The organism is Shewanella sp. Sh95, assembly GCF_001308045.1.
GTDB lineage: Bacteria > Pseudomonadota > Gammaproteobacteria > Enterobacterales > Shewanellaceae > Shewanella > Shewanella xiamenensis.
Genome location: NZ_LGYY01000235.1, coordinates 76,563 through 98,743 on the forward strand (window position 1 = coordinate 76,563; position 22,181 = coordinate 98,743).

The window sequence follows — 22,181 nt, forward strand, 5'->3', positions numbered from 1 at the left end:
TGGATAAGTGGAGCGAGGGAAGTGGTTGAGGCGGACAACGACTCGTTGTCCGCCTACTGCATGATTAAGCTTTGGCCGCTTGGTAAATGGCACGGGCCATTTCGTCAGCTACTGCACCTGTCGTGCGGTTTTCAGCATCGGCCTTAGCAAAAATCTTCAGCAGCGTGTTGTAGATTTCTCTGACCTTAGCTTCTGATTTTGCTGCGTCATAATCTTTTTCAAATGACACGTTGATAATGCCGCCAGCGTTAATCACATAATCTGGCGCATACAGAATGCCCATTTCTTTTAACTGCTCGCCATGGCGGACTTCGGCTAATTGGTTGTTGGCGCAACCCGCAACAATCTTAGCTTTGAGTTGTGGTAGGGTAACATCGTTTAGAGTTGCACCTAGTGCACATGGCGCATAGACATCCACGTCTTGGGCATAGATATCCTGTGGAGCAACAACGATGGCGCCAAAGTCGGTAGCTACTTTATCCAGTGATGCTTGGTGAATATCGGTAACAATCAGCTGTGCACCTTCTTCATGCAAATGTTTACACAGGTAGTAACCTACATGGCCCACACCTTGAACGGCGATCTTAAGGCCTTTTAAGCTGTCTAAATCGAGTTTATGTTTAACTGCAGCCTTGATCCCTAAATAGGTGCCTAGTGCTGTAAATGGTGATGGATCGCCACTCTTGCCTTCAAGCCCTGCCATGTAAGGTGTTTCTTGATGGGCAATCATGATATCAGCGGTCGTGGTGCCCACGTCTTCAGCAGAATAGTAACGTCCACCGAGGCTATTGATAAAACGGCCAAAGGCACGGAAAAGGGCTTCGCGATCAGGACGCTTAGGATCGGCAATAATCACTGACTTACCACCGCCCATGGTTAAACCGGCGAGGGCATTTTTGTAAGTCATACCACGGGAGAGGCGTAATACGTCTGTCAGGGCTTCATCATCGGATTGATAATTCCACATCCGGCATCCACCCACAGCTGGACCTAAGTTGGTGTTATGGATGGCAACAATGGCTTTTAAGCCACTTTCTTTATCATGACAGAATACGACCTGTTCATGTTCATCAAAGGATACATGATTAAATACAGCCACGTGAAGTTCTCCGCTATACACAATAAAACGTCGATGGAACGACTTCCCATCGACAGCTCGTTATATTTATTGCAGAACCATAGCATTTAGCGATACTCTCAACCATGCATAATGACCGAATAAATAGATTATTTGTGGCAATCTAGCTTTCCACTTTACGTAAACGTAAGCTTAGAGATGCGAAACCAATTTTAACTGATGATATTTTCAGACATTAGTATGATTCGCGTGCTGTCCCAAGAATGAGAGCCGCGCTATAACAATAAGATAGGACGGAAGTATGACTGAACAAGCTGTCGATCAAGCTCAACCAACAATCTCTCCTGAAGAAATGGAGAAATTGCGCCAAGAGTGGGTCAGAACACAATTCCAAAAGGCGAACCGTTTTTTAGCGGAAAAAGGGGTCATCCCCAGCAAGGTTTTAGCCGATGAGAGCCGTTATCTTGCACCTTATTTAGCGATTTGGAAGATGGAATCCAAACGTCCTACGACCAAAACCTATTGGGTGATGTCAGGCGATTTACCATCGGATTTTGTGGATGTCAAAGTGGCTAAAACGGCGCGTGATGCGGTTCGTCATTTCTCGATGATGTGGCAAATGCAGGCTGAAAATTTGATCCGTTCAGGCGCAACCAGACGCGATGCAACCCAGGCAAAATTTGCCCAGTTATTAGTATCCCGTGCAGAGAGTTTATATCGTATGCACAATGATGAAAAACTGTGGAATAGCTAGATTTCCTTGTGTTAAGTCATAAAACCAAAGGCACTCGATTGAGTGCCTTTGTTGTTTCAGTCTGTCTCAAGCGTTGTGTTCTACGTTGAGCATACCGACGGTTTCATTCCATATTAAAGGATTATGCTTCTTCATCACTTAAATAGTATAAACCTTGATTAATCAGTTCCAGCAACAGCTGTTGTACTTCATCATGTTCGCATAACGCCAAAGCCATCTCGCTATCAAAGCTGACATGATCGCTTAACTGTACAAGCACCGCTTCGGGTGTATTGGGCAGATCATAGATTTCGCCATTAATGAATAAGCGCGAGTGAGCATCATTCTCTAAACGTAGTACTTTTAAACCGCCAATGCGATTTACACCAGCGCCTTGTTCAAAGGCATCTTGCAGATCGTCGATGCTATAGGCTTCTTCGCCTTCACAAATATCTAATTCGAATCGGTTTTGGCTTAGCAGTTTACCTAGCACAACCTGATAACTCGCAGGATCTTGGGCAAGCTGGCTTAACAGCGACATAATGCCGAGTTGATGATCTTGGCTAATAATGCCCGGATTTGCTGGCTCGGATGCGGAGGTAAAACGCTGTTGCCCCAAATTTTTGTCGAGTAAATAGTCGGCCACTTCGCTGACTAATTCTTGCTGACTGGGTGCGCGATAACCAATTGAATAGCTCAAGGCTAAGGTTAAGGTTTCACCGCAGTGTGGGAATCCTGGCGGAATATAAAGCATATCGCCTTTCTCTAACACCATATCAATGATGGGGTCAAAGTCTTCAACCAGAGGTGAATTAGGATTACCGCCACGACGTTGTTGTGGGGTGTTGTCACCTACGGTCCAGCGGCGCTGACCTTCGCCTTGAATAATAAACACATCGTAGTTGTCGATATGGGGACCGACACCGCCACTTGGAGTGGCAAATGACACCATCAAATCATCGAATCGCCAATCGGGGAGAAAACGAAAGGCCTCAACGAGGGGTTGTGAGTCGGGATACCAATGGTTAACCGCTTGCACCAATAATTGCCAGTGGGTTTCACCGTAATTGTCGTAATCCTCAAAGGGGCCTTGGATCACTTCCCAGTTATCTTTTTGGGTAACGACGATGCGCGAAGTGATTTCTTCTTCGCAGGCTAGGCCGGCCAGCTCATCGGCACTGATTGGATCTTCAAAGTGAGGAAAAGCGCCTTTGATGACCACAGGTTTTTGTTGCCAGTAATCCTTGAGGAACTGAGCAATATCGAGATTGAGTTTATACATAGTGTCAAAAAAGGCGACTACATCCTTAACAATGTAACCGCCTCAATCCTTATTTAGGCTAGATAATAAGCTAAGCATGTCAGCTTAGCGTTAAACGAAGCGTTAGCCGTAAACTGAACTTTAGTTAAGTTCGTCAACGAATGCTTCTGCACGGCCAATGTAGTTGGCTGGCGTCATCTTCTTCAGCTCTGCTTTCACTTCTTCAGGCAGGGCTAAACCGTCGATGAATGCTGCTAATTGCTGGGCATCGATACGCTTGCCTCGAGTCAGTTCTTTTAACTTCTCGTAAGGCTTTTCAATACCATAGCGACGCATAACGGTTTGTACTGGCTCGGCTAGGACTTCCCAGTTTTGGTCGAGTTCGGCACGTAAATGCTCTTCGTTCACTTGTAACTTGCTGATGCCTTTTAAGGTGGCTTGGTAGGCGATCAGCGAGTGGGCAATACCCACGCCCAAGTTACGCAGTACGGTTGAGTCGGTCAGGTCACGTTGCCATCTTGATACTGGCAGCTTAGACGCTAAATGTTGCATCAGTGCGTTAGCAATTCCAAGGTTACCTTCAGAGTTTTCAAAGTCGATTGGGTTGACTTTGTGTGGCATGGTTGATGAACCAATTTCACCCGCAACGGTACGTTGCTTGAAGTGACCAAGGGCAATGTAACCCCAAACGTCACGGTCGAAGTCAATCAAGATAGTGTTGAAACGCGCGATAGCATCAAACAGTTCGGCGATGTAATCGTGTGGCTCGATTTGTGTGGTGTAAGCGTTCCAGTGCAGGCCTAAGCTGGTAACAAAACGCTCTGACAATGCATGCCAGTTCACTTCTGGGTAAGCAGATAAGTGAGCGTTGTAGTTACCTACGGCGCCGTTAATTTTACCCATGACTTCAACAGCTGCGATTTGCTTGATTTGGCGCTCTAAACGTACCGCAACGTTGGCCATTTCTTTACCTAAAGTTGAAGGCGAAGCGGGTTGACCGTGGGTGCGTGACATCAATGGCACTGAGCGGTATTCAACGGCCAGTTTTTTGATGGCGCTGAGCAGTTCATTGCAGTATGGCAGAACCACTTGCTCACGGGCTTCGGTCAACATTAAGCCGTGGCTTAGGTTGTTGATGTCTTCAGAGGTACAGGCGAAGTGAACAAATTCACCCACAGCGGCGAGTTCGGCGTTGTCTGCGATTTTTTCTTTGATGAAGTATTCAACCGCTTTTACGTCGTGGTTGGTGGTGCTTTCAATGGCTTTCACGCGTAGCGCATCTTGCTCGCTGAAATTGTCTTTAATTGCATCTAACACCGCGATAGCAGACTCGCTCAGTGGCGGCACTTCGGTGATTTCTGGGCAATCGGCGAGTAATTTTAACCAGTTGATTTCAACTTGAACACGGTACTTAGTAAGACCGAACTCGCTGAAAATCCCTCGCAATGACGCTGTTTTACTACCGTAACGGCCGTCTACCGGAGAGATAGCAGTTAGTGCGGAAAGATCCATGTGAAGCTCCTTGATGAAAACTTATTTTATTATAGGGTAAGACTTTTCTTGGCTGTGTCTATGATGGCTTTACGGGCGAAGACTAAGTGTCGACGTTTACCGCCCAGTTGTCGCCATAACACTGCGCTGCGCATGGCTGCGAGCAGCAGGGCGCGAATTTTGTGTTGTACTATTGGACGTTGCAGGCACAGCGGATTACCTGAGATCTGAATCTTAGGTCCAAGATTACTGATAATGTCGCTATAAATACTGGCCAGATTGGCAATGACTTGCTCGTCGGTGATCGCAAAATGATGTAGCTGGCGATTCACTTGATTAATACGTTCGGCAAGCATGGCTAAGCCGCTGTTAGAACGGGTTAATTTACGTTCAAGCGCCAAAATACCGACCAGATAGCGGGTGATTTCCACATCTTTTTGACTGCTGTCGCCCAGTTGGTTTAACACCAACTTATAACCTTTGTGCAGCGCGGCCTTGTCTTGATAGACATCGGCGACGCTTTCAGGGTTGGTCACTAAAATGGTGTTTAAACTGGTCGCCAGCTCATCAGTGTCACTCTCACCATGACGGGCTAAATGCTGAACTTGCGCAATGGCCTGCAGTATTCCTGCAAAGGCCATCGTGCGATTATGGAGCTGCTCGTTCACGGCTTATCCTCGGATCAGTTGATCGATAATCCCGCCACCTAGGCACACTTCGCCATCGTAGAATACCGCTGATTGGCCAGGCGTCACGGCGGCAACAGGCTCGTCAAACACCACCTTGAGGGTATTGTCATCAAGATAGGTGAGGGTGCAGGGGATATCCTGCTGGCGGTAACGGGTTTTCACCACAATCTGGCTGCCTTCGGCGGGACCTTTGCGGTCGACCCAATGCAATTGATTGACGAACATGCCGTTTGACATCAAACGTGGGTGATGCCCACCTTGGCCAACCACTAACACATTACGTTTTAAATCTTTATCCACCACGTACCAAGGATCGTCATTGCTGTTTTTCATGCCGCCAATACCCAGACCCTTACGTTGGCCTAAGGTGTGGTACATCAAGCCTTGGTGCTTACCAATGACTTCGCCTTCGGCGGTTTCGATATTGCCAGGTTGCGCCGGTAAGTAATTGCCTAAGAATTCAGTGAATTTACGTTCACCGATAAAGCAAATGCCGGTACTGTCCTTCTTATCATGGGTAATTAAGCCCATTTTTTTAGCGATTTCACGCACTTCGTGCTTTTCGAGTTCACCAACGGGAAACAGGCTACGCGCCACTTGTTCATGGCTTAAGGTATACAGGAAGTAGCTCTGATCCTTGTTGTTATCAACTCCGCGCAGCATTTGCGTGGTGCCATCGGCATTATCGCGGCGGCGCACATAATGGCCCATGGCGATGTAGTCAGCATCGAGGATATCGTCGGCAAAGTCTAAAAAGGCTTTAAATTTGATTTCTTTGTTGCACATGATATCGGGGTTAGGGGTACGACCCGCCTTATATTCGGCGAGGAAGTACTCGAACACATTGTCCCAATATTCGGCGGCAAAGTTGACCGTGTGCAGTTTGATCCCAAGCTTGTCGCAAACGGCTTGAGCATCTTTTAAATCTTCAGCGGCCGCGCAATACTCGTCGTTGTCATCTTCTTCCCAGTTCTTCATGAAAAGGCCTTCAACCTGATAGCCTTGCTGCATAAGCAAATAGGCTGAAACAGATGAATCAACACCGCCGGACATGCCGACAATGACTTTTTTACCTGTATGAGTGGGTTCGATTGATGTCATAGATCCTAAAACCATTGAGTATATGTGTTAGCGAGTCGTGGCTTGAACCGTTGTCATTAGTGCATGACTCACTTTTAAATCTGCGTTTATATTAGCTGCGTAGTTAGGGCAGGCTTATTGGTGATCCGTTTAGCATCTGAGATACATCAGCCCAACATCATTAAGCACAAGATGCATGATGCTAAAATACCCCAAATTTTTAACCCAAAAGCGCAGTTAAATGCCTTATCGAATCGCGCATTTACGCGGGGGCGTATTCTATCACGCCTTGTTGCTTGGGGCTATCTTTGACATCCCTACAGACGCTGACTATTGAGTAATTCGAGCGAATGAATTTGCCCTTGTTGCAACTGTTTGCGGTAATCGTTGAGGCAATCGAGCACTAATGGACTGCGCAGTTGATGAGCTTTAGCTGCGATCTGCTCAAAGCTCAACCAATGGGCGGCATAAATATCCGCATCCTGTGGCTTAGGTGTGAGTAGCGTATCGACTTGCACCAAAAAGGTAAAACGCACAAATGCGAGGTCCTGATTGGCGCTAAATTGATAAATCCCGACCAATCCCTGTGGCTTGAGTTGAAGGCCTGTTTCCTCAAAGACTTCGCGCTCACAGGCTTGGATAAGACTTTCATTCGCTTCCAAATGTCCTGCTGGTTGATTAAAACGCTGCTCACCATCAATCCACTCTTCCACTAATAGATACTTGTCTTCGGTCGGGGCATGGATAATACAAGCAACTGTTACATTGGGTTTATATCTTGCTTTTACTGTCACAGTGATTACCTTTGAGCGGCTAGATTAGGGATATTGGATTGCTTGTTGGCGCAAGACTATTCGGTCTTTTGAGCCACCAGTATGCATTTATGCTCACCTGTCGCTAAATCATCTAGACTCCATTGGCCTATTTTATAGCGAATAAGTCTTAAGGTCGGAAAACCAATATGGGCCGTCATCCGCCGAACTTGGCGATTGCGTCCTTCATGGATTTGAATTTCAAGCCAAGTAGTAGGGATGTTTTTTCGCTCACGGATCGGCGGATTACGCGGCCACACATTCGGCGTCGCCATGATGCTGACCTTCGCAGGGAGTGTCATACCATCTTTTAATTCAACCCCTTGGCGCAGTTTGGCTAAATCGGCTTCCGATGGCACACCTTCCACTTGTACCCAATAGGTTTTAAAGGTTTTCTTTTTTGGCTCAGTCAGTTTGGCTTGGAGTTGACCGTCATTGGTTAACAGCAACAGTCCCTCGCTGTCGCGATCTAATCGCCCAGCAGCATAAACGCCCGGAATAGGGATGTAATCTTTTAAGGTTTTACGGCCTTGCTCATCGGTAAATTGGCACAGAACATCGAAGGGCTTGTTAAATAAGACGATGATAGGCGCAGTTTGAGGCTTGACGCGTGAGGCCGATGAGTGTTTTTGAAGCCGTGTTTTGGGACTATTTTGTTGTGACCCTGTATCGCGCTGCAAACTTGCTTTGGCAGATTTGGCGAAGGAGCTTGGTTTACTTCCTTTACTGCGGTTATCTGCCCTATGCTGCGGGTGCGTGGTGGATGCGTTCTGGCCGCGAGTGCGAGGCGTTGCCTGAGAAGTTAGCGGGTTATTTTTGTTCATGCAGTAACTAATTGTTGTTCATACCGTGGCGAATAGTCGCTTAAGATACGTTGTCGCCGATGATATGCGATTGAACCTATCCGTTAGCAGACGTCAGAAAGAAGACGTGTTATTTATCTGCACACAGTGTACTTGGCATTCGCCGTTAGTGGAATTTGAATATTATTGTGAATGCTCTATGATGTCGGCCTGAAAATGTGATCTACGCCTAAATGTTTGTTAGGTATTAATGAGTCGATTTACCCACGTTGGCGAACGCAAAGAGGATGTTGCAGCGGGTTTATAGGTTTATAGGGGCGTTTACGATTGCCTCGATAGAGAATTCCTTCGTGCCAATGTTTGTTCGTCATGATATAAAATTATTATAAAAATACTAAATTTTACAATAATGTAGGATGTAACATGAAAGATAACTCACCAACAATTATTTATACCGAAACCGATGAAGCGCCAGCACTGGCAACGCTTTCTCTGTTACCTATCATCAAGACCTTTACCAATGCGGCGGGTGTGGCGGTTGAAACCCGTGACATTTCTTTATCAGGCCGTGTGATTGCTAACTTCCCAGAAAAACTGACTGACGCCCAAAAGATTGGCGATCACTTAGCTGAGCTTGGCGATTTAGCGAATAAACCAGAAGCTAATATCATCAAGCTGCCTAATATCAGTGCGTCAATCCCACAGTTAAAAGCCTGTATTTTAGAGCTGCAACAGAAAGGTTATGACATTCCAAACTATCCTGACGAGCCAAAAACTGACGAAGAAAAGTCAATTAAAGCGCGTTACGACAAGATCAAAGGCAGTGCGGTAAACCCAGTGCTGCGTGAAGGTAACTCTGATCGCCGCGCGCCGCTGTCAGTGAAAAACTTCGCGAAGAAAAACCCACACTCAATGGGTAAGTGGACCAAAGAGTCTCAATCACATGTTGCTCACATGAGCGAAGGTGACTTCTACGGTAGCGAGCAGTCAGTGACGCTGGCTAACGCAGACACAGTTAACATCGTACTGTCGCAAAAAGACGGTCAAGAAGTGGTATTGAAATCTGGCCTGAAACTGCTAGCTGGTGAGATCATCGACGCGTCAGTGATGAGCAAAAAAGCCTTAGTGAGCTTCTTTGAGCGTGAAATCGCCAATGCCAAGGCTGAAAACGTGTTGTTATCACTGCACCTTAAAGCCACCATGATGAAAGTGTCTGATCCCATTATGTTTGGTCACGCAGTAAAAGTGTTCTTCAAACCTGTGTTTGATAAACATGCGTCATTATTTGCTGAGTTAGGCGTTGATGTGAACAACGGCTTTGGCGATGTATACGCCAAAATCGCTGGCTTACCTGCCGATGTCCGCGCACAGATTGAAGCGGATATCGCCGCCGTTTATGCTGAGCGCCCAGCGCTGGCGATGGTAGATTCTGACAAAGGTATCACCAACTTACACGTACCAAGCGACATCATTATCGATGCTTCTATGCCTGCTGCTATTCGTTCATCAGGCCAAATGTGGGGCCCTGATGGCAAGTTGCACGACACTAAAGCGCTGATCCCAGACCGTTGCTACGCGGGTGTGTATCAAGAAACTATCGCTTTCTGTAAAGAACACGGTGCCTTCGATCCAAGCACTATGGGTAGCGTGCCAAACGTTGGTCTGATGGCGCAAAAAGCCGAAGAATACGGTAGCCACGATAAAACCTTCGAAATCCCAGCGGATGGCGTAGTTAACGTGATCGATGCCAGTGGCAAAGTGTTAATGAGCCACAACGTTGAAGCGGGCGATATTTGGAGAATGTGCCAAGTTAAAGATGCGCCAATTCGCGACTGGGTGAAATTAGCCGTACGCCGTGCACGCTTAAGCAATACTCCTGCAGTATTCTGGTTAGATGCGAATCGTGCCCACGATGCACAGCTGATCGCTAAAGTGAAGCAATATCTGCCTGAGCATGATACTAACGGTTTAGAAATCAGCATCATGTCACCAGAAGAAGCAACACGTTTCTCATTAGTACGTATTAAAGAAGGTAAAGATACTATTTCTGTTACCGGTAACGTACTGCGTGACTACCTGACTGACTTGTTCCCAATTCTCGAACTGGGTACAAGTGCTAAGATGCTGTCTATCGTGCCATTAATGAATGGTGGCGGCCTGTTCGAAACGGGTGCGGGCGGTAGTGCGCCTAAACACGTACAACAGGTTGAAAAAGAAGGTCACTTACGTTGGGACTCTCTGGGTGAATTCCTGGCTTTAGCGGCTTCTTTAGAGCACTTAAGCCAAACTGTGGGTAATCCTAAGGCACAAGTACTGGCGGATACTTTAGATCAAGCCATCGGTCAGTTCTTAGATAGCAACAAGTCGCCATCAAGACGCGTTGGTGAGTTGGATAACCGTGGTAGCCATTTCTATCTGGCGATGTACTGGGCACAAGCGTTAGCCGCTCAAACCAAAGACGAGCAGTTACAAGCTCATTTTATTCCATTAGCGCACGCTTTAAGCGCAAATGAGCAAGTGATTGTTGCTGAGCTAAACAACGCGCAAGGTGCACCAGTGGATTTAGGCGGTTACTATCGTTTAGACGCCGCAAAAGCTGAAAAAGCCATGCGTCCAAGTGAGACACTGAACAAGCTATTAATTGCTTAACGATTTATCGTTAACTTAGCATTCATACTGAAAAGGCCTGCATTGCAGGCCTTTTTTATGACACTTAATCTTCGAGAATGCTAACAATCGCCCAATAAAAAGGCAGGGATAAATCCCTGCCTTTTAGATCATTGGCCTCACCAAACGTTATTTTGTTGGTGAAATGGCTGAAGCGTGCATTCCTTTTGGACCCTGTTCTACTTCGAATTGAACTGGTTGGCCTGCTTTTAGAGTTCTATAGCCTTCCATTTCAATGGTAGAATAGTGTGCAAAAACGTCCTCGCCACCTTGATCAGGGCAAATAAACCCGAATCCTTTGGCGTTGTTGAACCATTTAACAGTTCCGCTTGCCATACTTCCACTTCCTTCTGTTGTCTACTTACCAGTAAGATAGTAAAACCTGTATAGACGGGATTGTTTCACCGTCTGAGCTACAGAATGTAAGGAGTAAAAGCGGAAGTCAAGCTAAAATTAACAAAGAGGTAACAACTAATTAATTTGAAGATAGCAATTGGAAGAGGCCAACACGAGAGGCTAGTATTAAAAAATGGGTAAGACAGGAAACATAGAACACGTTGAAGAGCGTGTGGAATCTGAGTTAATGCCACCTTCGATGTATAAGGTGATCCTCAATAATGACGATTACACTCCAATGGATTTTGTGATCGAAGTGCTGCAAATCTTCTTTCGCAAGAATGAGCAGGAAGCCACAGATATCATGTTGACTATTCATCACCAGGGAAAGGGTATCTGCGGGATTTTCCCCTACGGCATTGCAGAAACTAAGGTGATACAAGTAAATCAATTTGCAAGACAAAACCAACATCCGTTACTGTGTTCGTTAGAGAAGGCTTAACAGCGCTTACTCTGTTGTCAGTTGTTAATTTTGGGGGTGCTTATGCTGAACAAAGATCTGGAAGTCACCTTAAATCTGGCGTTTCAGCAAGCCAGAGAGGCACGTCACGAGTACATGACAGTTGAACATCTGTTATTGGCTCTGATAGACAACCCTGCGGCTCAAGAAGCGCTAATCGCCTGTGGAGCGAATTTAGATAAACTCAGAGATGAAGTAGCAAGCTTTATCCAACAAACCACCCCAATCATTGCGGATATGGACGATGATAAAGAAACCCAACCAACGCTTGGGTTTCAGCGGGTGCTGCAACGCGCCGTTTTCCATGTGCAATCCTCGGGCCGCAATGAAGTCACTGGCGCCAATGTGCTGGTGGCGATTTTTAGTGAGCAGGAATCCCAAGCTGTGTATTTGCTGCGTCGCAGCGACATCAGTCGTTTAGATGTGGTGAACTATATTTCCCATGGTTTTTCAAAAAATGAGGACAGCGACGCCCATCAAGATCACGAACGCATCGAAGATCAAACCGAAGCGGGTGAAGAGCGTAGCATGTTGTCGCAGTTTGCGAGCAATCTAAACCAGCTTGCGAAGCAAGGGATTATCGACCCACTCATCGGCCGCGATCAAGAAATTGAACGGGCAATTCAAACCCTATGTCGTCGCCGTAAAAATAATCCGCTACTGGTGGGTGAGGCTGGCGTGGGTAAAACTGCGATTGCCGAAGGCTTGGCCTATCGAATCGTCAATAATCAAGTGCCAGAGGTGATGTCACAGGCGACGGTTTATTCCCTCGACTTAGGCTCCTTGCTTGCTGGCACTAAATACCGTGGCGATTTTGAAAAACGTTTCAAGAGTCTGCTTAAGGAACTCAGCGCCGATAAACACGCCATTTTATTTATCGATGAAATTCACACCATCATTGGTGCGGGCGCCGCATCGGGTGGGGTGATGGATGCGTCGAACCTACTTAAGCCATTATTATCGAGCGGTAATTTGCGTTGCATGGGCTCGACCACCTTCCAAGAATATCAAAGCATTTTTGAGAAGGACCGTGCACTGGCGCGTCGTTTCCAGAAGGTCGATATCAATGAGCCTTCAGTAGCTGAAACCACAAAAATTCTCATGGGGCTTAAGGCTAAGTACGAAGAGTACCATGGAGTGCGTTATACCCAAGCGGCGATTAATAGCGCGGCTGAGCTGTCGGCAAAACACATTAATGACCGGCATTTACCCGATAAAGCCATCGATGTGATCGATGAGGCGGGTGCGCGCATGGCTATGCTGCCACAGAGCAAACGTAAGAAAACCATCGGTCAGGCCGAGATTGAAACCATAGTAGCGAAGATTGCTCGGATCCCTGAAAAATCAGTCTCCGCCAGCGACAAAGATTTACTGCGTAACCTTGAGCGCAATCTCAAGATGGTGGTCTTTGGTCAAGACAAGGCGATTGAATCCTTAAGCTCGGCGATTCGATTATCGCGCAGTGGTTTAGGTACAGATAAAAAACCTGTTGGTAGCTTTTTGTTTGCAGGCCCAACTGGGGTAGGTAAGACAGAAGTAACCAATCAGTTAGCTAGTTGCCTAGGAATGAAGCTGGTGCGCTTTGATATGTCTGAGTACATGGAAAGCCATACGGTTTCTCGTTTGATTGGTGCTCCTCCTGGATACGTAGGATACGACCAAGGTGGTTTACTCACTGATGCTGTAATTAAAAATCCCCATTGCGTGGTGTTGCTCGATGAAATCGAAAAGGCTCACCCCGATGTCTACAACCTGTTACTGCAGGTGATGGATCATGGCACCTTAACCGATAACAACGGTCGCAAGGCGGATTTTAGGCATGTCACCTTAGTGATGACGACAAACGCAGGTGTTCAGGAAACGATCCGTAAGTCTATTGGCTTTACTCAGCAGGATCATACCCAAGATGCCTTATCGGAAATCAATCGAGTATTCTCGCCAGAGTTCCGTAACCGCTTAGATTCCATCATTTGGTTCAACCATTTAGATATGACTATCATAGCCAAGGTGGTTGATAAATTCTTGGTGGAATTACAAGCACAACTTGATGCGAAACATGTGTTACTTGAAGTCAGTGATGAGGCCAGAACCCTACTCGCCGAGAAAGGCTATGATAAGAGCATGGGCGCACGGCCAATGGCCCGCGTGGTGACAGAGCTTATTAAACGTCCATTAGCGGATGCTATTCTCTTCGGTGAACTGGAACATGGTGGTGTTGCTCATGTTGATGCCAAAGACGGTGAAATCGTGATCCACACCGAACGCCACGAGAAAAGTACCACTAAGGCTTAATCTCTCGCGAAAACCCAATAAAAATGGCTGCAATTGCAGCCATTTTTCTAATCTTACGCCAACAAAAAAACCCGGCCTCGCCGGGTTTTTCAACTAAAGGGGAATATTAGCGTGCGCGGAAGACAATACGACCTTTGGTCAGATCATAAGGGGTCAACTGAACTGTTACTTTGTCACCAGTCAGGATCCGGATGTAGTTTTTGCGCATTTTGCCTGAAATGTGGGCTATCACCACATGACCATTTTCAAGCTCTACGCGAAACATTGTGTTTGGCAAGGTTTCAAGGATAGTGCCTTGCATTTCAATGTTATCTTCTTTCGCCATTAATTATTTATCCCATTAGCCTTCGAATATAAAAAACGGGCGTATCATGCCGCAAATTCACCTTGCTGTAAAGGGGATGTGCCTAGCAAACTTGGGAATACTCCCAGCCTTGGGGGGTTAAAATCTGATAAGGGCGGTATAAGCGTTTGTAGGACATTTTCCGATTTGCATCAATTTGATATCCCAGATAAAGAAAATCTTTACCCTGCATTTTAGCCAATCTGCACTGGAGTAAGATCAATAATACGCCAAGGGAGCGGCGTTCTTCATCGGGGTCAAAATAGCTGTAAATGGCTGACAAACTATTGGGCAGAGTGTCTGTCACTGCTACAGCCACAAGTCTATTGCCATCATAGACTTCAATAAACGTGGGGGGCAGCCAATGACAGAATAAAAATTGTTCATATTGGGTTTTGCTTGGCGGAAACATTGGGCCATCGAAGTGGCGCTCACGGATGTATTTTTCATACAGGGCATATTGAGCCTCGGTATGTTCTGAGGTGATGCGCCAAGTTAAATCACGGTTCTGGGCTAGGGTGCGCTTTTGCCGTTTAGACGGTGTAAATTCTTTAATTGGTAACCGAATCGGCTGACAGGCACTGCAACGGGGGCAACGGGGTTTATAAATGGCGCTGCCACTGCGGCGAAAACCTATGGCGAGTAGCCGCTCAAATAGTATTGGGTCGAGGGTTTCCTCCTGAATGACTAACAGTTGCTCCTGCTGACCATCGAGGTAACTGCAGGGGAAAATGTGGCTGATCCCAATGGCGATTGGGGTGTTACTCGCGTTAGAGTTCAAGTGTGACCTCACTTGGTATCCAAGCTGCAGGATTGACCGTGTTATCCCTAAACTGGGTTAATAGTTGTATAAAGTTCGCACGTTTAACGGGTTTTGCCCCTAAGCTCTCAAGGTGGGGATTCATTACCTGTGCATCAATAAGTTTAAAATTCATTTCGATTAAATGTTGTTGCAACACCGCCATGGCCGCCTTTGACGCATTGGTTTCGCGGTGGAACATGGATTCACCACAAAACACTTGGCCAATGGCGAGACCATAAAGCCCACCGATTAATCGCTCACCGTGCCAAACTTCGATTGAGTGGGCATGGCCATTATGGTGTAGCTCACGGTAGGCCATTTGGATTTCATGGGTTATCCAAGTGCCAGCTTGTTTACGCCGAGGTTGAGCACAACCTGCCATCACATCGGTAAAGGCATGATTGATGGTATAGCGCCAAGGCTGTTTTTTTAAATATTTACGTAAACTGGTGCTGATATTCACTTGGCCTGGAATAAAAATGGCGCGGGGATCGGGTGACCACCATAAAATAGGATCCTCGGCGTTAAACCAAGGGAAAATGCCGTGATAATAGGCGGTCAACAAACGCTCTGGGCGTAGGTCACCACCTATCGCCAATAAGCCGTTTGGATCGGTGAGGGCGAGTTCGGGTGAAGGAAAAGCTTCAAATTCGTGATTCAGAAAAGACAGTGAGTTCACAATTGCGTATGATTCAGTAATAGACCCTTATATTAAGTTAGCGGAAATTCGGATATGTGGAAACCTACACTAGCGAGCTTTATGTTTATTTGTGCTTTAGTTATTTCTCCGGTGCAAGCAGGTTACGATCGTAATCAGGCGGTGCCGGTCGAAAAAGTCCTCTATGGCGATATCAACTCAGTACGCAATATCACCGAAACCCAATTAATTGAAGACCGAAACCAAGGTTGGAAAACTTTCGGTGGCGCATTAGCGGGTGGTGTTATCGGCCATCAATTTGGTGGTGGCTCTGGCCAAGATATTGCGACAATATTAGGCGCCTTAATTGGTGCTGGGGTTGGCAATCGTTATGGTAGTGGCACAACGGTGCAATCGCTCAAGCTCGTGGAGCTGATGATCACTCAGGAAGACGGCACGCAAGTCATGGTGATGCAAGATTATGATCCTGGCATGGTGTTCAATGCAGGAGATAGGGTACGTGTGGTGTACCTGCAAGGTGGGGTTCGCGTTGATTTAGCCATGTAACTAAGCCATGCAACTAACGCTAGGAAATTAAGCCTAACAGCCAAAAATTAATAAAGAACGTTAAACGGTGATGGAATGACAAGGACAGAACTAACCCAATATTTAGCCGATTTTTTGCGGATATCGGCCTTTAAAGATTACGCCCCCAATGGTTTGCAGGTTGAAGGTAAAGCAGATATCCGCACCATAGTGACAGGTGTGACTGCTTGCCAAGCGTTAATCGATGAAGCGATTCGCCTCAAAGCCGATGCGATTTTGGTTCACCATGGTTTTTTCTGGAAGAGTGAGCCTGAGGTGATCACAGGCATGAAGCAGCGCCGAATCAAAGCCTTACTCGCCCACGATATCAATCTGTTTGGTTATCACTTGCCCTTAGATGCCCATCCAATGTTAGGTAATAATGCGGTCTTAGGCCGCAAACTGGGGATCATCGATGCTGAAGCAGTAGAAGATGTGGCACAGGGATTAGTGTGGCGTGGAAAGCTCGATTTGCCCGTCAGTGCCAGTGAATTTGCCGCGACCTTAGACGAAGTACTTGGCAGAGCGCCGCTGCATATTGGCGAGAGTTCGGATGAAATCCAATATTTAGCTTGGTGTACGGGCGGTGCGCAGGATTATATCGATGTTGCCGCGAGTCTTGGTGTGGATGCGTTTATCAGTGGCGAAGTGTCAGAGCGTACTTTCCATAGCGCAGTGGAGCAGGGAATTCACTATTATGCGGCGGGTCACCATGCGACCGAGCGTTTTGGCATTGAGGCGCTGGGGCGTCATCTCGCTCGCGAATTTAATTTGGTACACCATTTTGTAGATATCGCTAACCCTGTTTAACAATCTTGCTTTATCGACATCTTGTAAATGAAAGGCGAGCCATGCTCGCCTTTGTCTTATGTAAATCAACCTTAAGTTCAAATCAGTCCTAAGTTTAAATAAGCCCTAGGGTCGACAGGATAAAAATGCCTAAGGTGCAGGTGAGCAGCGAGCAAACGGTGGTTAAGGCGATAATATTGGCCGCAAGCGTGGCATTTCCTCCCATGGCCCGCGCCATCACATAACTTGCGGCTGCCGTGGGCGCGGCGCTCATCAAAAACACTAAGGCAAGTTCAACTTCGCGATAGCCAAGTATCAAGGCGCCTAGGGTGATGAACAGTGGCGCAAAGATAAGTTTTAAGGCGGTTGAGAACCAAGTGGCATACTTTTCATGTCTGAGCGAGCCAATATCCAATGAACCGCCTGTACACAGCAGTGCTAATGGGAGTGTCATATTGGCAAAGTATTGCCCAGCATCGAGGACCATTTTCGGTAAGGGGATCGCCAGCAGATAAAACAACATGCCGAGTATAATGGCAATGATCAGCGGATTTTTGGTGATGGTTTTAATGATCACCGCAAAAGCGCGGCGGCTTGATTCCTCACCCTTAGGACTCAAGCAAATCACGGCTTGAATATTGTAGAGCAGCGTCATGGACGCCACATAAACGGCCGCTAAAGCAACGCCTGATTCGCCATAGGCATTAGAGACATAGGCTAAGCCGATAATGGCGGTATTGGCCCTAAATCCCCCTTGAATGATGACGCCTTGATCCTTCGGCTCGGGGAAAAATCGTTTTGTCGTGTAGGTTGAGAGGATAAAAAACAGTAAGTTGGCGAGTAAGCCATAACCGATTAATGGCGCACTGGCGGCAAGATCGTGATGCGAGCTGATGATGCTGAGAAACAACAGCGCCGGCAGGGTGACATTAAAAACCAGTTTAGAAGCGACATCAATAAAGTGTTCATCAATGACTTGGGTGCGTTTAAGCATCACGCCTAAGGCTAACATTAAACAGATGGGACCGGTTATTGAAGCAGAAAACAACAGCTGCTCAATGATATTGCCCATAACTTCTCCTCGAAAATTCCATAGTGCGTTGTCGCTGAATCAGTGCGGCTTAGCCATAGCCGCGATAGTGTCGCACTGTCAGTCACTTGTCGAGGCCACATCAACTTACGTTCCCTGATAAAGCGTAAAGGAATGTGTGTTTAATAAATAAGGCCGCATTAAATGCGGCCTTATGTCTACTTACCTGTAACTTGACGGGTGCGTAGTGTCGATTACTTCACCCGCATACCAGGCTGTGCACCTTCATGGGGTTCTAAAATCCACAAATCGCTGCCACCAGGGCCTGCTGCCAAGACCATGCCTTCTGACATGCCAAAACGCATCTTACGTGGTGCAAGGTTGGCAACCATCACAGTCAGCTTGCCTTCGAGATCCTCAGGCGAATAGGCTGATTTAATGCCTGCAAATACCTGACGGGTTTCGCCGCCGATATCAAGTTGCAGTTTTAACAGTTTGTCGGCTTCGGCTACATGCTCGGCTTTAACGATACGCGCAATACGCAGATCGATTTTAGCGAAATCGTCATAGTTGATGGTATCGCTAATGGGATCGGTTGCTAATGGCCCTTTTGGTGCTTCTGGCTCGCTCGTGGCTTGCAAGTTTTCCTTAGAGTCGGCCACCATAGCTTCAACTTTGTCTAACTCAACACGTTGCATCATGGCTTTAAATGGCGCAATTTCATGGCCCGCCATATCTTGGCCTAAGCCATCCCACGTTAAGGTTTGTTGGAAGAAGGCTTCAACGTCTTGCGCTAAGCGTGGTAACACAGGTTTTAAGTACGTCACCAAAATGCGGAACAGGTTCAGCGCGTTTGAACACACTTGGTGCGCGGCTTCCTGTTGATCATCTTGCTTCACTAGCTGCCAAGGCGCTGCATCGGCGACAAAACCGTTGGCGATGTCCGCGAGTGCCATGATTTCACGCATCGCTTTACCGTATTCACGGGTCTCATAAAACTCAGCGATTTGTTCTTGTTTGGCTAAAAACGCCTCAGTTAGCGTGGTATCCGCAATTTTTGCGAGCTTGCCATCGAATCGCTTAGTGATAAAACCTGCGGTGCGAGAGGCTAAGTTCACTAGCTTACCGACTAGATCTGAATTTACGCGCTGGGCGAAATCTTCCAGATTTAAATCTAAATCGTCGATACGGCTACTGAGTTTGGCCGCGTAGTAGTAGCGTAAATATTCAGGATCTAAGTGATCTAAATAGGTGCGGGCTTTAATAAAGGTGCCTTTAGATTTAGACATCTTAGCGCCGTTCACCGTTACATAACCGTGGGCATAGACGCTGTTTGGCTGGCGATAGCCTGATCCATGGAGCATCGCAGGCCAGAACAGACTGTGGAAATAAACGATATCTTTACCGATAAAATGGTAAACCTCTGCTTTAGAATCCTTCGCCCAAAATTCGTCAAAGCTTAGCTCTGGGCGTTTGTCACACAGGTTTTTGAATGAGCCCATGTAGCCGATAGGCGCATCTAACCAAACGTAGAAGTATTTGCCCGGTGCATCTGGGATCTCAAAACCAAAGTAAGGTGCATCACGGGTGATATCCCACTGTTGCAGGCCTTGTTCGAACCATTCGTCGAGTTTATTGGCCATTTCGGTTTGCAGTGCGCCGGAGCGAGTCCACTCTTTGAGCATGTCTTCGAAGGCGGGTAAGTCGAAGAAGAAGTGCTCAGTGTCTTTCATCACTGGCGTGGCACCCGATACCGCTGATTTTGGATTGATAAGCTCAGTTGGGCTGTAAGTTGCGCCGCAGGCATCACAGTTGTCGCCGTATTGATCGGGCGATTTACACTTAGGGCAGGTGCCTTTGACGAAGCGGTCTGGCAGGAACATCGACTTCTCAGGGTCAAATAGCTGAGAAATGCTCTTGCTTTTGATATAGCCATTAGCGCGCAGTTTTAAGTAAATATCGCTCGCCAGCACGCGGTTTTCGTCACTGTGGGTGCTGTGATAATTATCGAAGGCGATATTAAAATCGGCGAAATCCTGCTGATGCTCTTTGTTGACTTGAGCAATCATTTCTTCAGGCGCCATACCTAATTGCTGCGCCTTGAGCATAATCGGTGTGCCGTGGGCATCATCGGCACAAATATAGTGGCACTCATGTCCACGAAGTTTTTGATAACGCGACCAGATATCCGTCTGGATGTATTCCAGCATGTGACCTAAATGAATCGGTCCGTTCGCGTAGGGAAGTGCGCTGGTCACGAGAATTTTACGTTGTGAAGTTGCCATCTTGTCTCAAATATCGTGGTGGGCCAAAAATAATGGTAGAGATACTAACCGATTACAGGATGATTTTCATCAAAACCTGAGTCGATTGGGTTAAATCTGCGCTAATGTTTTTGTCATTATCTGGTACACTTGGGCAAATTTATTGGTGGGGGTAATTCTTTTGTCTTCAACTCAAACTGATTATCGTTTAAGTGACGATCTTCTCGGGCCAGTTCTGGCCATTCTCGATGCATATATCGACCCGTATTTAGCGAAGGGTTTAGTGAGCGCAGGATGCGTGAATAAATTGGCGATTGAAGGTAAGCGTTTGCAGCTTGGCTTAGTCTACCCATACCCTTGTATGACTCAATACCGCGATACCGTGATGGCGCTCACCAACAAGCTCGCTGTGCTGGATGCCATTGATGAGGTTGAGTGTGAAATCGATTTTCAACCTAAGGTGTATTCTGCGATTGCTTCTATCGCACCGATTGCCAATGTGAAGCAAGTGATTGCTGTCGCGTCCGGCAAAGGCGGTGTGGGTAAATCAACCACGGCGGTCAACCTTGCTTTAGCACTGGCCGCTGAGGGCGCACAGGTTGGTATTTTAGATGCCGATATTTATGGTCCTTCCGTCCCATTAATGCTTGGGATCCCCAACTTCAGGCCCGTTTCCCTCGATGGTAAACACATGAGCGCCGCCAGTGCCCATGGCATTGCCGCCCAATCGATTGGGTTTATGTTAAGTGGTGATGAAGCCGCAGTATGGCGTGGCCCTATGGCGGCGGGCGCGCTTGCGCAGCTGCTCAATGAAACCCAGTGGCCAGAGCTAGACTATTTAGTCGTCGATATGCCACCGGGCACGGGTGATATTCAATTGACCCTGTCGCAAAAAGTGCCTGTCAGTGGCGCTGTGATCGTGACTACCCCGCAGGACATCGCACTGGCCGATGCCAAGAAAGGCATCACCATGTTCCAGAAAGTGAATATTCCCGTCCTCGGGATTGTTGAGAATATGAGTTTCCATTTATGCCCCGAGTGTGGTCATAAAGAACACCCATTTGGTACGCACGGTGGCAGTAAAATGGCCGAGCGTTATCAAGTTCCACTGTTAGGCGCCTTACCGCTGCACATCAATATCCGTGAAGCCATGGATGTGGGGGCGCCGACGGTTGTAGCCGAACCTGACAGTGAAGTGGCAGCACTTTATCGGGAAATTGCCCGTAAAGTGGGCGCCGAATTGGCTCTCAAACAGAGCCAAAAAACAGTTTCTATTAGCGTATCAGATGACGAGTAAGGTTTAAGGGTATGAATTCTCAGCAGTGTGTCATTATTGCAATTGCTGGCGCGTCAGCATCGGGCAAGAGTTTAATTGCCAAGACGATTTTTGACGAACTTCGCCGCGATTTAGGCACAGATCAGATTGGGGTAATTAACGAAGACGCGTACTACCGCGATCAGAGTCATTTATCCATGGATGAGCGTGTGTTAACAAACTACGACCATCCCAAAGCGTTAGACCATCAGCTGCTATGCACGCACTTGCAGTTGCTAAAGTCTGGCGAAGCTGTTGATATTCCTTGCTATAGTTATACCGAACATACGCGTATGGCCGAAACCGTAAAAATGACGCCGAAAAAAGTGATCATTTTAGAAGGCATCCTGCTGTTAACAGACCCTAAATTGCGTGAATTGATGGATGCGAGCGTGTTTATGGATACGCCGCTGGACATTTGCTTCCTGCGCCGCTTAACCCGCGACGTGGCCGAGCGTGGCCGTACAATGGAATCGGTGATTTCACAGTACAAGAAGACAGTGCGTCCTATGTTCCTGCAATTTATTGAACCTTCAAAACAATACGCTGATATTATCGTGCCTCGTGGTGGTAAAAACCGTATCGCGACCGATATTTTGAAGACTCGTATTCAACATCTACTGGCAAAATAACGACTAAAACTCAGGGAGTAAA

21 protein-coding genes are annotated in these 22,181 nt (G+C 47.0%); 8 read left to right on the forward strand and 13 right to left on the reverse strand.

Annotated features, from left to right (window positions below; translation table 11 throughout):
* Positions 1-64: 64 nt before the first annotated feature.
* Positions 65-1,099, reverse strand: a complete 1,035-nt coding sequence (locus AEA42_RS17560; RefSeq protein WP_037426528.1) for a Glu/Leu/Phe/Val dehydrogenase dimerization domain-containing protein — start codon at positions 1,097-1,099, stop codon at positions 65-67.
* A gap of 280 nt (positions 1,100-1,379) precedes the next feature.
* On the opposite strand from AEA42_RS17560, the gene AEA42_RS17565 reads away from it, so the two are divergent.
* Entirely contained in the window at positions 1,380-1,832 is a 453-nt protein-coding gene (locus tag AEA42_RS17565; RefSeq protein ID WP_037419348.1) for a DUF4826 family protein, read from the forward strand.
* A gap of 121 nt (positions 1,833-1,953) precedes the next feature.
* Here the strand turns inward: AEA42_RS17565 and AEA42_RS17570 are convergent, their stop codons facing one another.
* The 6 genes from AEA42_RS17570 to AEA42_RS17595 form a co-directional block, all read right to left on the reverse strand.
* Positions 1,954-3,093, reverse strand: a complete 1,140-nt coding sequence (locus AEA42_RS17570) for a cupin domain-containing protein (protein WP_037426525.1) — start codon at positions 3,091-3,093, stop codon at positions 1,954-1,956.
* Between the two features lie 120 nt (positions 3,094-3,213).
* Entirely contained in the window at positions 3,214-4,584 is a 1,371-nt protein-coding gene (purB, locus tag AEA42_RS17575) for an adenylosuccinate lyase (protein ID WP_055648404.1), read from the reverse strand.
* Between the two features lie 29 nt (positions 4,585-4,613).
* Positions 4,614-5,231 carry a high frequency lysogenization protein HflD gene (gene hflD / locus AEA42_RS17580; protein WP_055648405.1) on the reverse strand — a complete coding sequence of 206 codons (618 nt, stop codon included), beginning with the start codon at positions 5,229-5,231 and terminating at the stop codon, positions 4,614-4,616.
* A gap of 3 nt (positions 5,232-5,234) precedes the next feature.
* The gene (gene mnmA / locus AEA42_RS17585) at positions 5,235-6,353 is read right to left on the reverse strand and encodes a tRNA 2-thiouridine(34) synthase MnmA (protein ID WP_055648406.1); all 1,119 of its coding nucleotides are present in this window, start codon (positions 6,351-6,353) and stop codon (positions 5,235-5,237) included.
* A gap of 296 nt (positions 6,354-6,649) precedes the next feature.
* The gene (locus AEA42_RS17590; RefSeq protein ID WP_037426512.1) at positions 6,650-7,126 is read right to left on the reverse strand and encodes an NUDIX hydrolase; all 477 of its coding nucleotides are present in this window, start codon (positions 7,124-7,126) and stop codon (positions 6,650-6,652) included.
* Between the two features lie 56 nt (positions 7,127-7,182).
* Entirely contained in the window at positions 7,183-7,968 is a 786-nt protein-coding gene (locus AEA42_RS17595) for an rRNA large subunit pseudouridine synthase E (RefSeq protein WP_082389671.1), read from the reverse strand.
* Between the two features lie 402 nt (positions 7,969-8,370).
* Here AEA42_RS17595 and AEA42_RS17600 point away from each other — a divergent pair, with 402 nt between their 5' ends.
* Positions 8,371-10,596, forward strand: a complete 2,226-nt coding sequence (locus AEA42_RS17600) for an NADP-dependent isocitrate dehydrogenase (RefSeq protein ID WP_055648407.1) — start codon at positions 8,371-8,373, stop codon at positions 10,594-10,596.
* A gap of 147 nt (positions 10,597-10,743) precedes the next feature.
* Here AEA42_RS17600 and cspD read toward each other — a convergent pair whose 3' ends face one another.
* Positions 10,744-10,950, reverse strand: coding sequence for a cold shock domain-containing protein CspD (gene cspD, locus AEA42_RS17605; RefSeq protein ID WP_011072576.1), 207 nt, complete (start codon positions 10,948-10,950; stop codon positions 10,744-10,746).
* Positions 10,951-11,143: 193 nt separating this feature from the next.
* On the opposite strand from cspD, the gene clpS reads away from it, so the two are divergent.
* Entirely contained in the window at positions 11,144-11,452 is a 309-nt protein-coding gene (clpS, locus tag AEA42_RS17610) for an ATP-dependent Clp protease adapter ClpS (RefSeq protein ID WP_011622425.1), read from the forward strand.
* Positions 11,453-11,494: 42 nt separating this feature from the next.
* The gene (clpA, locus tag AEA42_RS17615; RefSeq protein ID WP_055648408.1) at positions 11,495-13,762 is read left to right on the forward strand and encodes an ATP-dependent Clp protease ATP-binding subunit ClpA; all 2,268 of its coding nucleotides are present in this window, start codon (positions 11,495-11,497) and stop codon (positions 13,760-13,762) included.
* A 106-nt stretch (positions 13,763-13,868) separates the two neighbouring features.
* On the opposite strand, the gene infA is transcribed toward clpA, so the two are convergent.
* The 3 genes from infA to aat form a co-directional block, all read right to left on the reverse strand.
* Positions 13,869-14,087: a translation initiation factor IF-1 gene (gene infA / locus AEA42_RS17620; RefSeq protein WP_006081934.1), complete on the reverse strand. Its 219-nt coding sequence runs from the start codon at positions 14,085-14,087 to the stop codon at positions 13,869-13,871.
* Positions 14,088-14,169: 82 nt separating this feature from the next.
* Positions 14,170-14,886 (reverse strand): arginyltransferase, encoded by a 717-nt coding sequence (locus AEA42_RS17625; RefSeq protein WP_055648409.1) that lies wholly within the window; start codon positions 14,884-14,886, stop codon positions 14,170-14,172.
* Positions 14,876-15,586, reverse strand: coding sequence for a leucyl/phenylalanyl-tRNA--protein transferase (gene aat, locus AEA42_RS17630; RefSeq protein ID WP_055648410.1), 711 nt, complete (start codon positions 15,584-15,586; stop codon positions 14,876-14,878). Before aat ends, AEA42_RS17625 begins: the two co-directional genes overlap by 11 nt.
* Before the next feature lie 54 nt (positions 15,587-15,640).
* Here aat and AEA42_RS17635 point away from each other — a divergent pair, with 54 nt between their 5' ends.
* Together AEA42_RS17635 and AEA42_RS17640 are read left to right on the forward strand one after the other, a co-directional pair.
* Positions 15,641-16,111: a glycine zipper 2TM domain-containing protein gene (locus AEA42_RS17635; protein ID WP_055648411.1), complete on the forward strand. Its 471-nt coding sequence runs from the start codon at positions 15,641-15,643 to the stop codon at positions 16,109-16,111.
* Between the two features lie 75 nt (positions 16,112-16,186).
* A complete protein-coding gene (locus AEA42_RS17640) occupies positions 16,187-16,939 on the forward strand; it encodes a Nif3-like dinuclear metal center hexameric protein (RefSeq protein WP_037426500.1) in 753 nt (250 codons plus the stop codon).
* 94 nt (positions 16,940-17,033) lie between these two features.
* Here AEA42_RS17640 and AEA42_RS17645 read toward each other — a convergent pair whose 3' ends face one another.
* A complete protein-coding gene (locus AEA42_RS17645; RefSeq protein ID WP_037426498.1) occupies positions 17,034-17,990 on the reverse strand; it encodes an AEC family transporter in 957 nt (318 codons plus the stop codon).
* Positions 17,991-18,202: 212 nt separating this feature from the next.
* Positions 18,203-20,233: a methionine--tRNA ligase gene (metG, locus tag AEA42_RS17650; protein WP_037426495.1), complete on the reverse strand. Its 2,031-nt coding sequence runs from the start codon at positions 20,231-20,233 to the stop codon at positions 18,203-18,205.
* Between the two features lie 160 nt (positions 20,234-20,393).
* Between metG and apbC the strand changes: the two genes are divergently transcribed.
* Together apbC and udk are read left to right on the forward strand one after the other, a co-directional pair.
* Positions 20,394-21,509, forward strand: coding sequence for an iron-sulfur cluster carrier protein ApbC (apbC, locus tag AEA42_RS17655; protein ID WP_037419322.1), 1,116 nt, complete (start codon positions 20,394-20,396; stop codon positions 21,507-21,509).
* 11 nt (positions 21,510-21,520) lie between these two features.
* Positions 21,521-22,159 carry a uridine kinase gene (gene udk, locus AEA42_RS17660; protein WP_011072566.1) on the forward strand — a complete coding sequence of 213 codons (639 nt, stop codon included), beginning with the start codon at positions 21,521-21,523 and terminating at the stop codon, positions 22,157-22,159.
* Positions 22,160-22,181 lie beyond the last annotated feature (22 nt).

Excerpts from the sequence above, each read along its gene's own strand:
- metG (WP_037426495.1), bottom strand. The coding sequence starts at position 20,233 with ATGGCAACTTCACAACGTAAAATTCTCGTGACCAGCGCACTTCCCTAC.
- AEA42_RS17600 (WP_055648407.1), top strand. The coding sequence starts at position 8,371 with ATGAAAGATAACTCACCAACAATTATTTATACCGAAACCGATGAAGCG.
- AEA42_RS17645 (WP_037426498.1), bottom strand. The coding sequence starts at position 17,990 with ATGGGCAATATCATTGAGCAGCTGTTGTTTTCTGCTTCAATAACCGGT.
- AEA42_RS17570 (WP_037426525.1), bottom strand. The coding sequence starts at position 3,093 with ATGTATAAACTCAATCTCGATATTGCTCAGTTCCTCAAGGATTACTGG.
- udk (WP_011072566.1), top strand. The coding sequence starts at position 21,521 with ATGAATTCTCAGCAGTGTGTCATTATTGCAATTGCTGGCGCGTCAGCA.
- AEA42_RS17640 (WP_037426500.1), top strand. The coding sequence starts at position 16,187 with ATGACAAGGACAGAACTAACCCAATATTTAGCCGATTTTTTGCGGATA.
- cspD (WP_011072576.1), bottom strand. The coding sequence starts at position 10,950 with ATGGCAAGCGGAACTGTTAAATGGTTCAACAACGCCAAAGGATTCGGG.
- clpS (WP_011622425.1), top strand. The coding sequence starts at position 11,144 with ATGGGTAAGACAGGAAACATAGAACACGTTGAAGAGCGTGTGGAATCT.
- AEA42_RS17595 (WP_082389671.1), bottom strand. The coding sequence starts at position 7,968 with ATGAACAAAAATAACCCGCTAACTTCTCAGGCAACGCCTCGCACTCGC.
- AEA42_RS17635 (WP_055648411.1), top strand. The coding sequence starts at position 15,641 with ATGTGGAAACCTACACTAGCGAGCTTTATGTTTATTTGTGCTTTAGTT.
- AEA42_RS17565 (WP_037419348.1), top strand. The coding sequence starts at position 1,380 with ATGACTGAACAAGCTGTCGATCAAGCTCAACCAACAATCTCTCCTGAA.
- mnmA (WP_055648406.1), bottom strand. The coding sequence starts at position 6,353 with ATGACATCAATCGAACCCACTCATACAGGTAAAAAAGTCATTGTCGGC.
- clpA (WP_055648408.1), top strand. The coding sequence starts at position 11,495 with ATGCTGAACAAAGATCTGGAAGTCACCTTAAATCTGGCGTTTCAGCAA.
- purB (WP_055648404.1), bottom strand. The coding sequence starts at position 4,584 with ATGGATCTTTCCGCACTAACTGCTATCTCTCCGGTAGACGGCCGTTAC.
- infA (WP_006081934.1), bottom strand. The coding sequence starts at position 14,087 with ATGGCGAAAGAAGATAACATTGAAATGCAAGGCACTATCCTTGAAACC.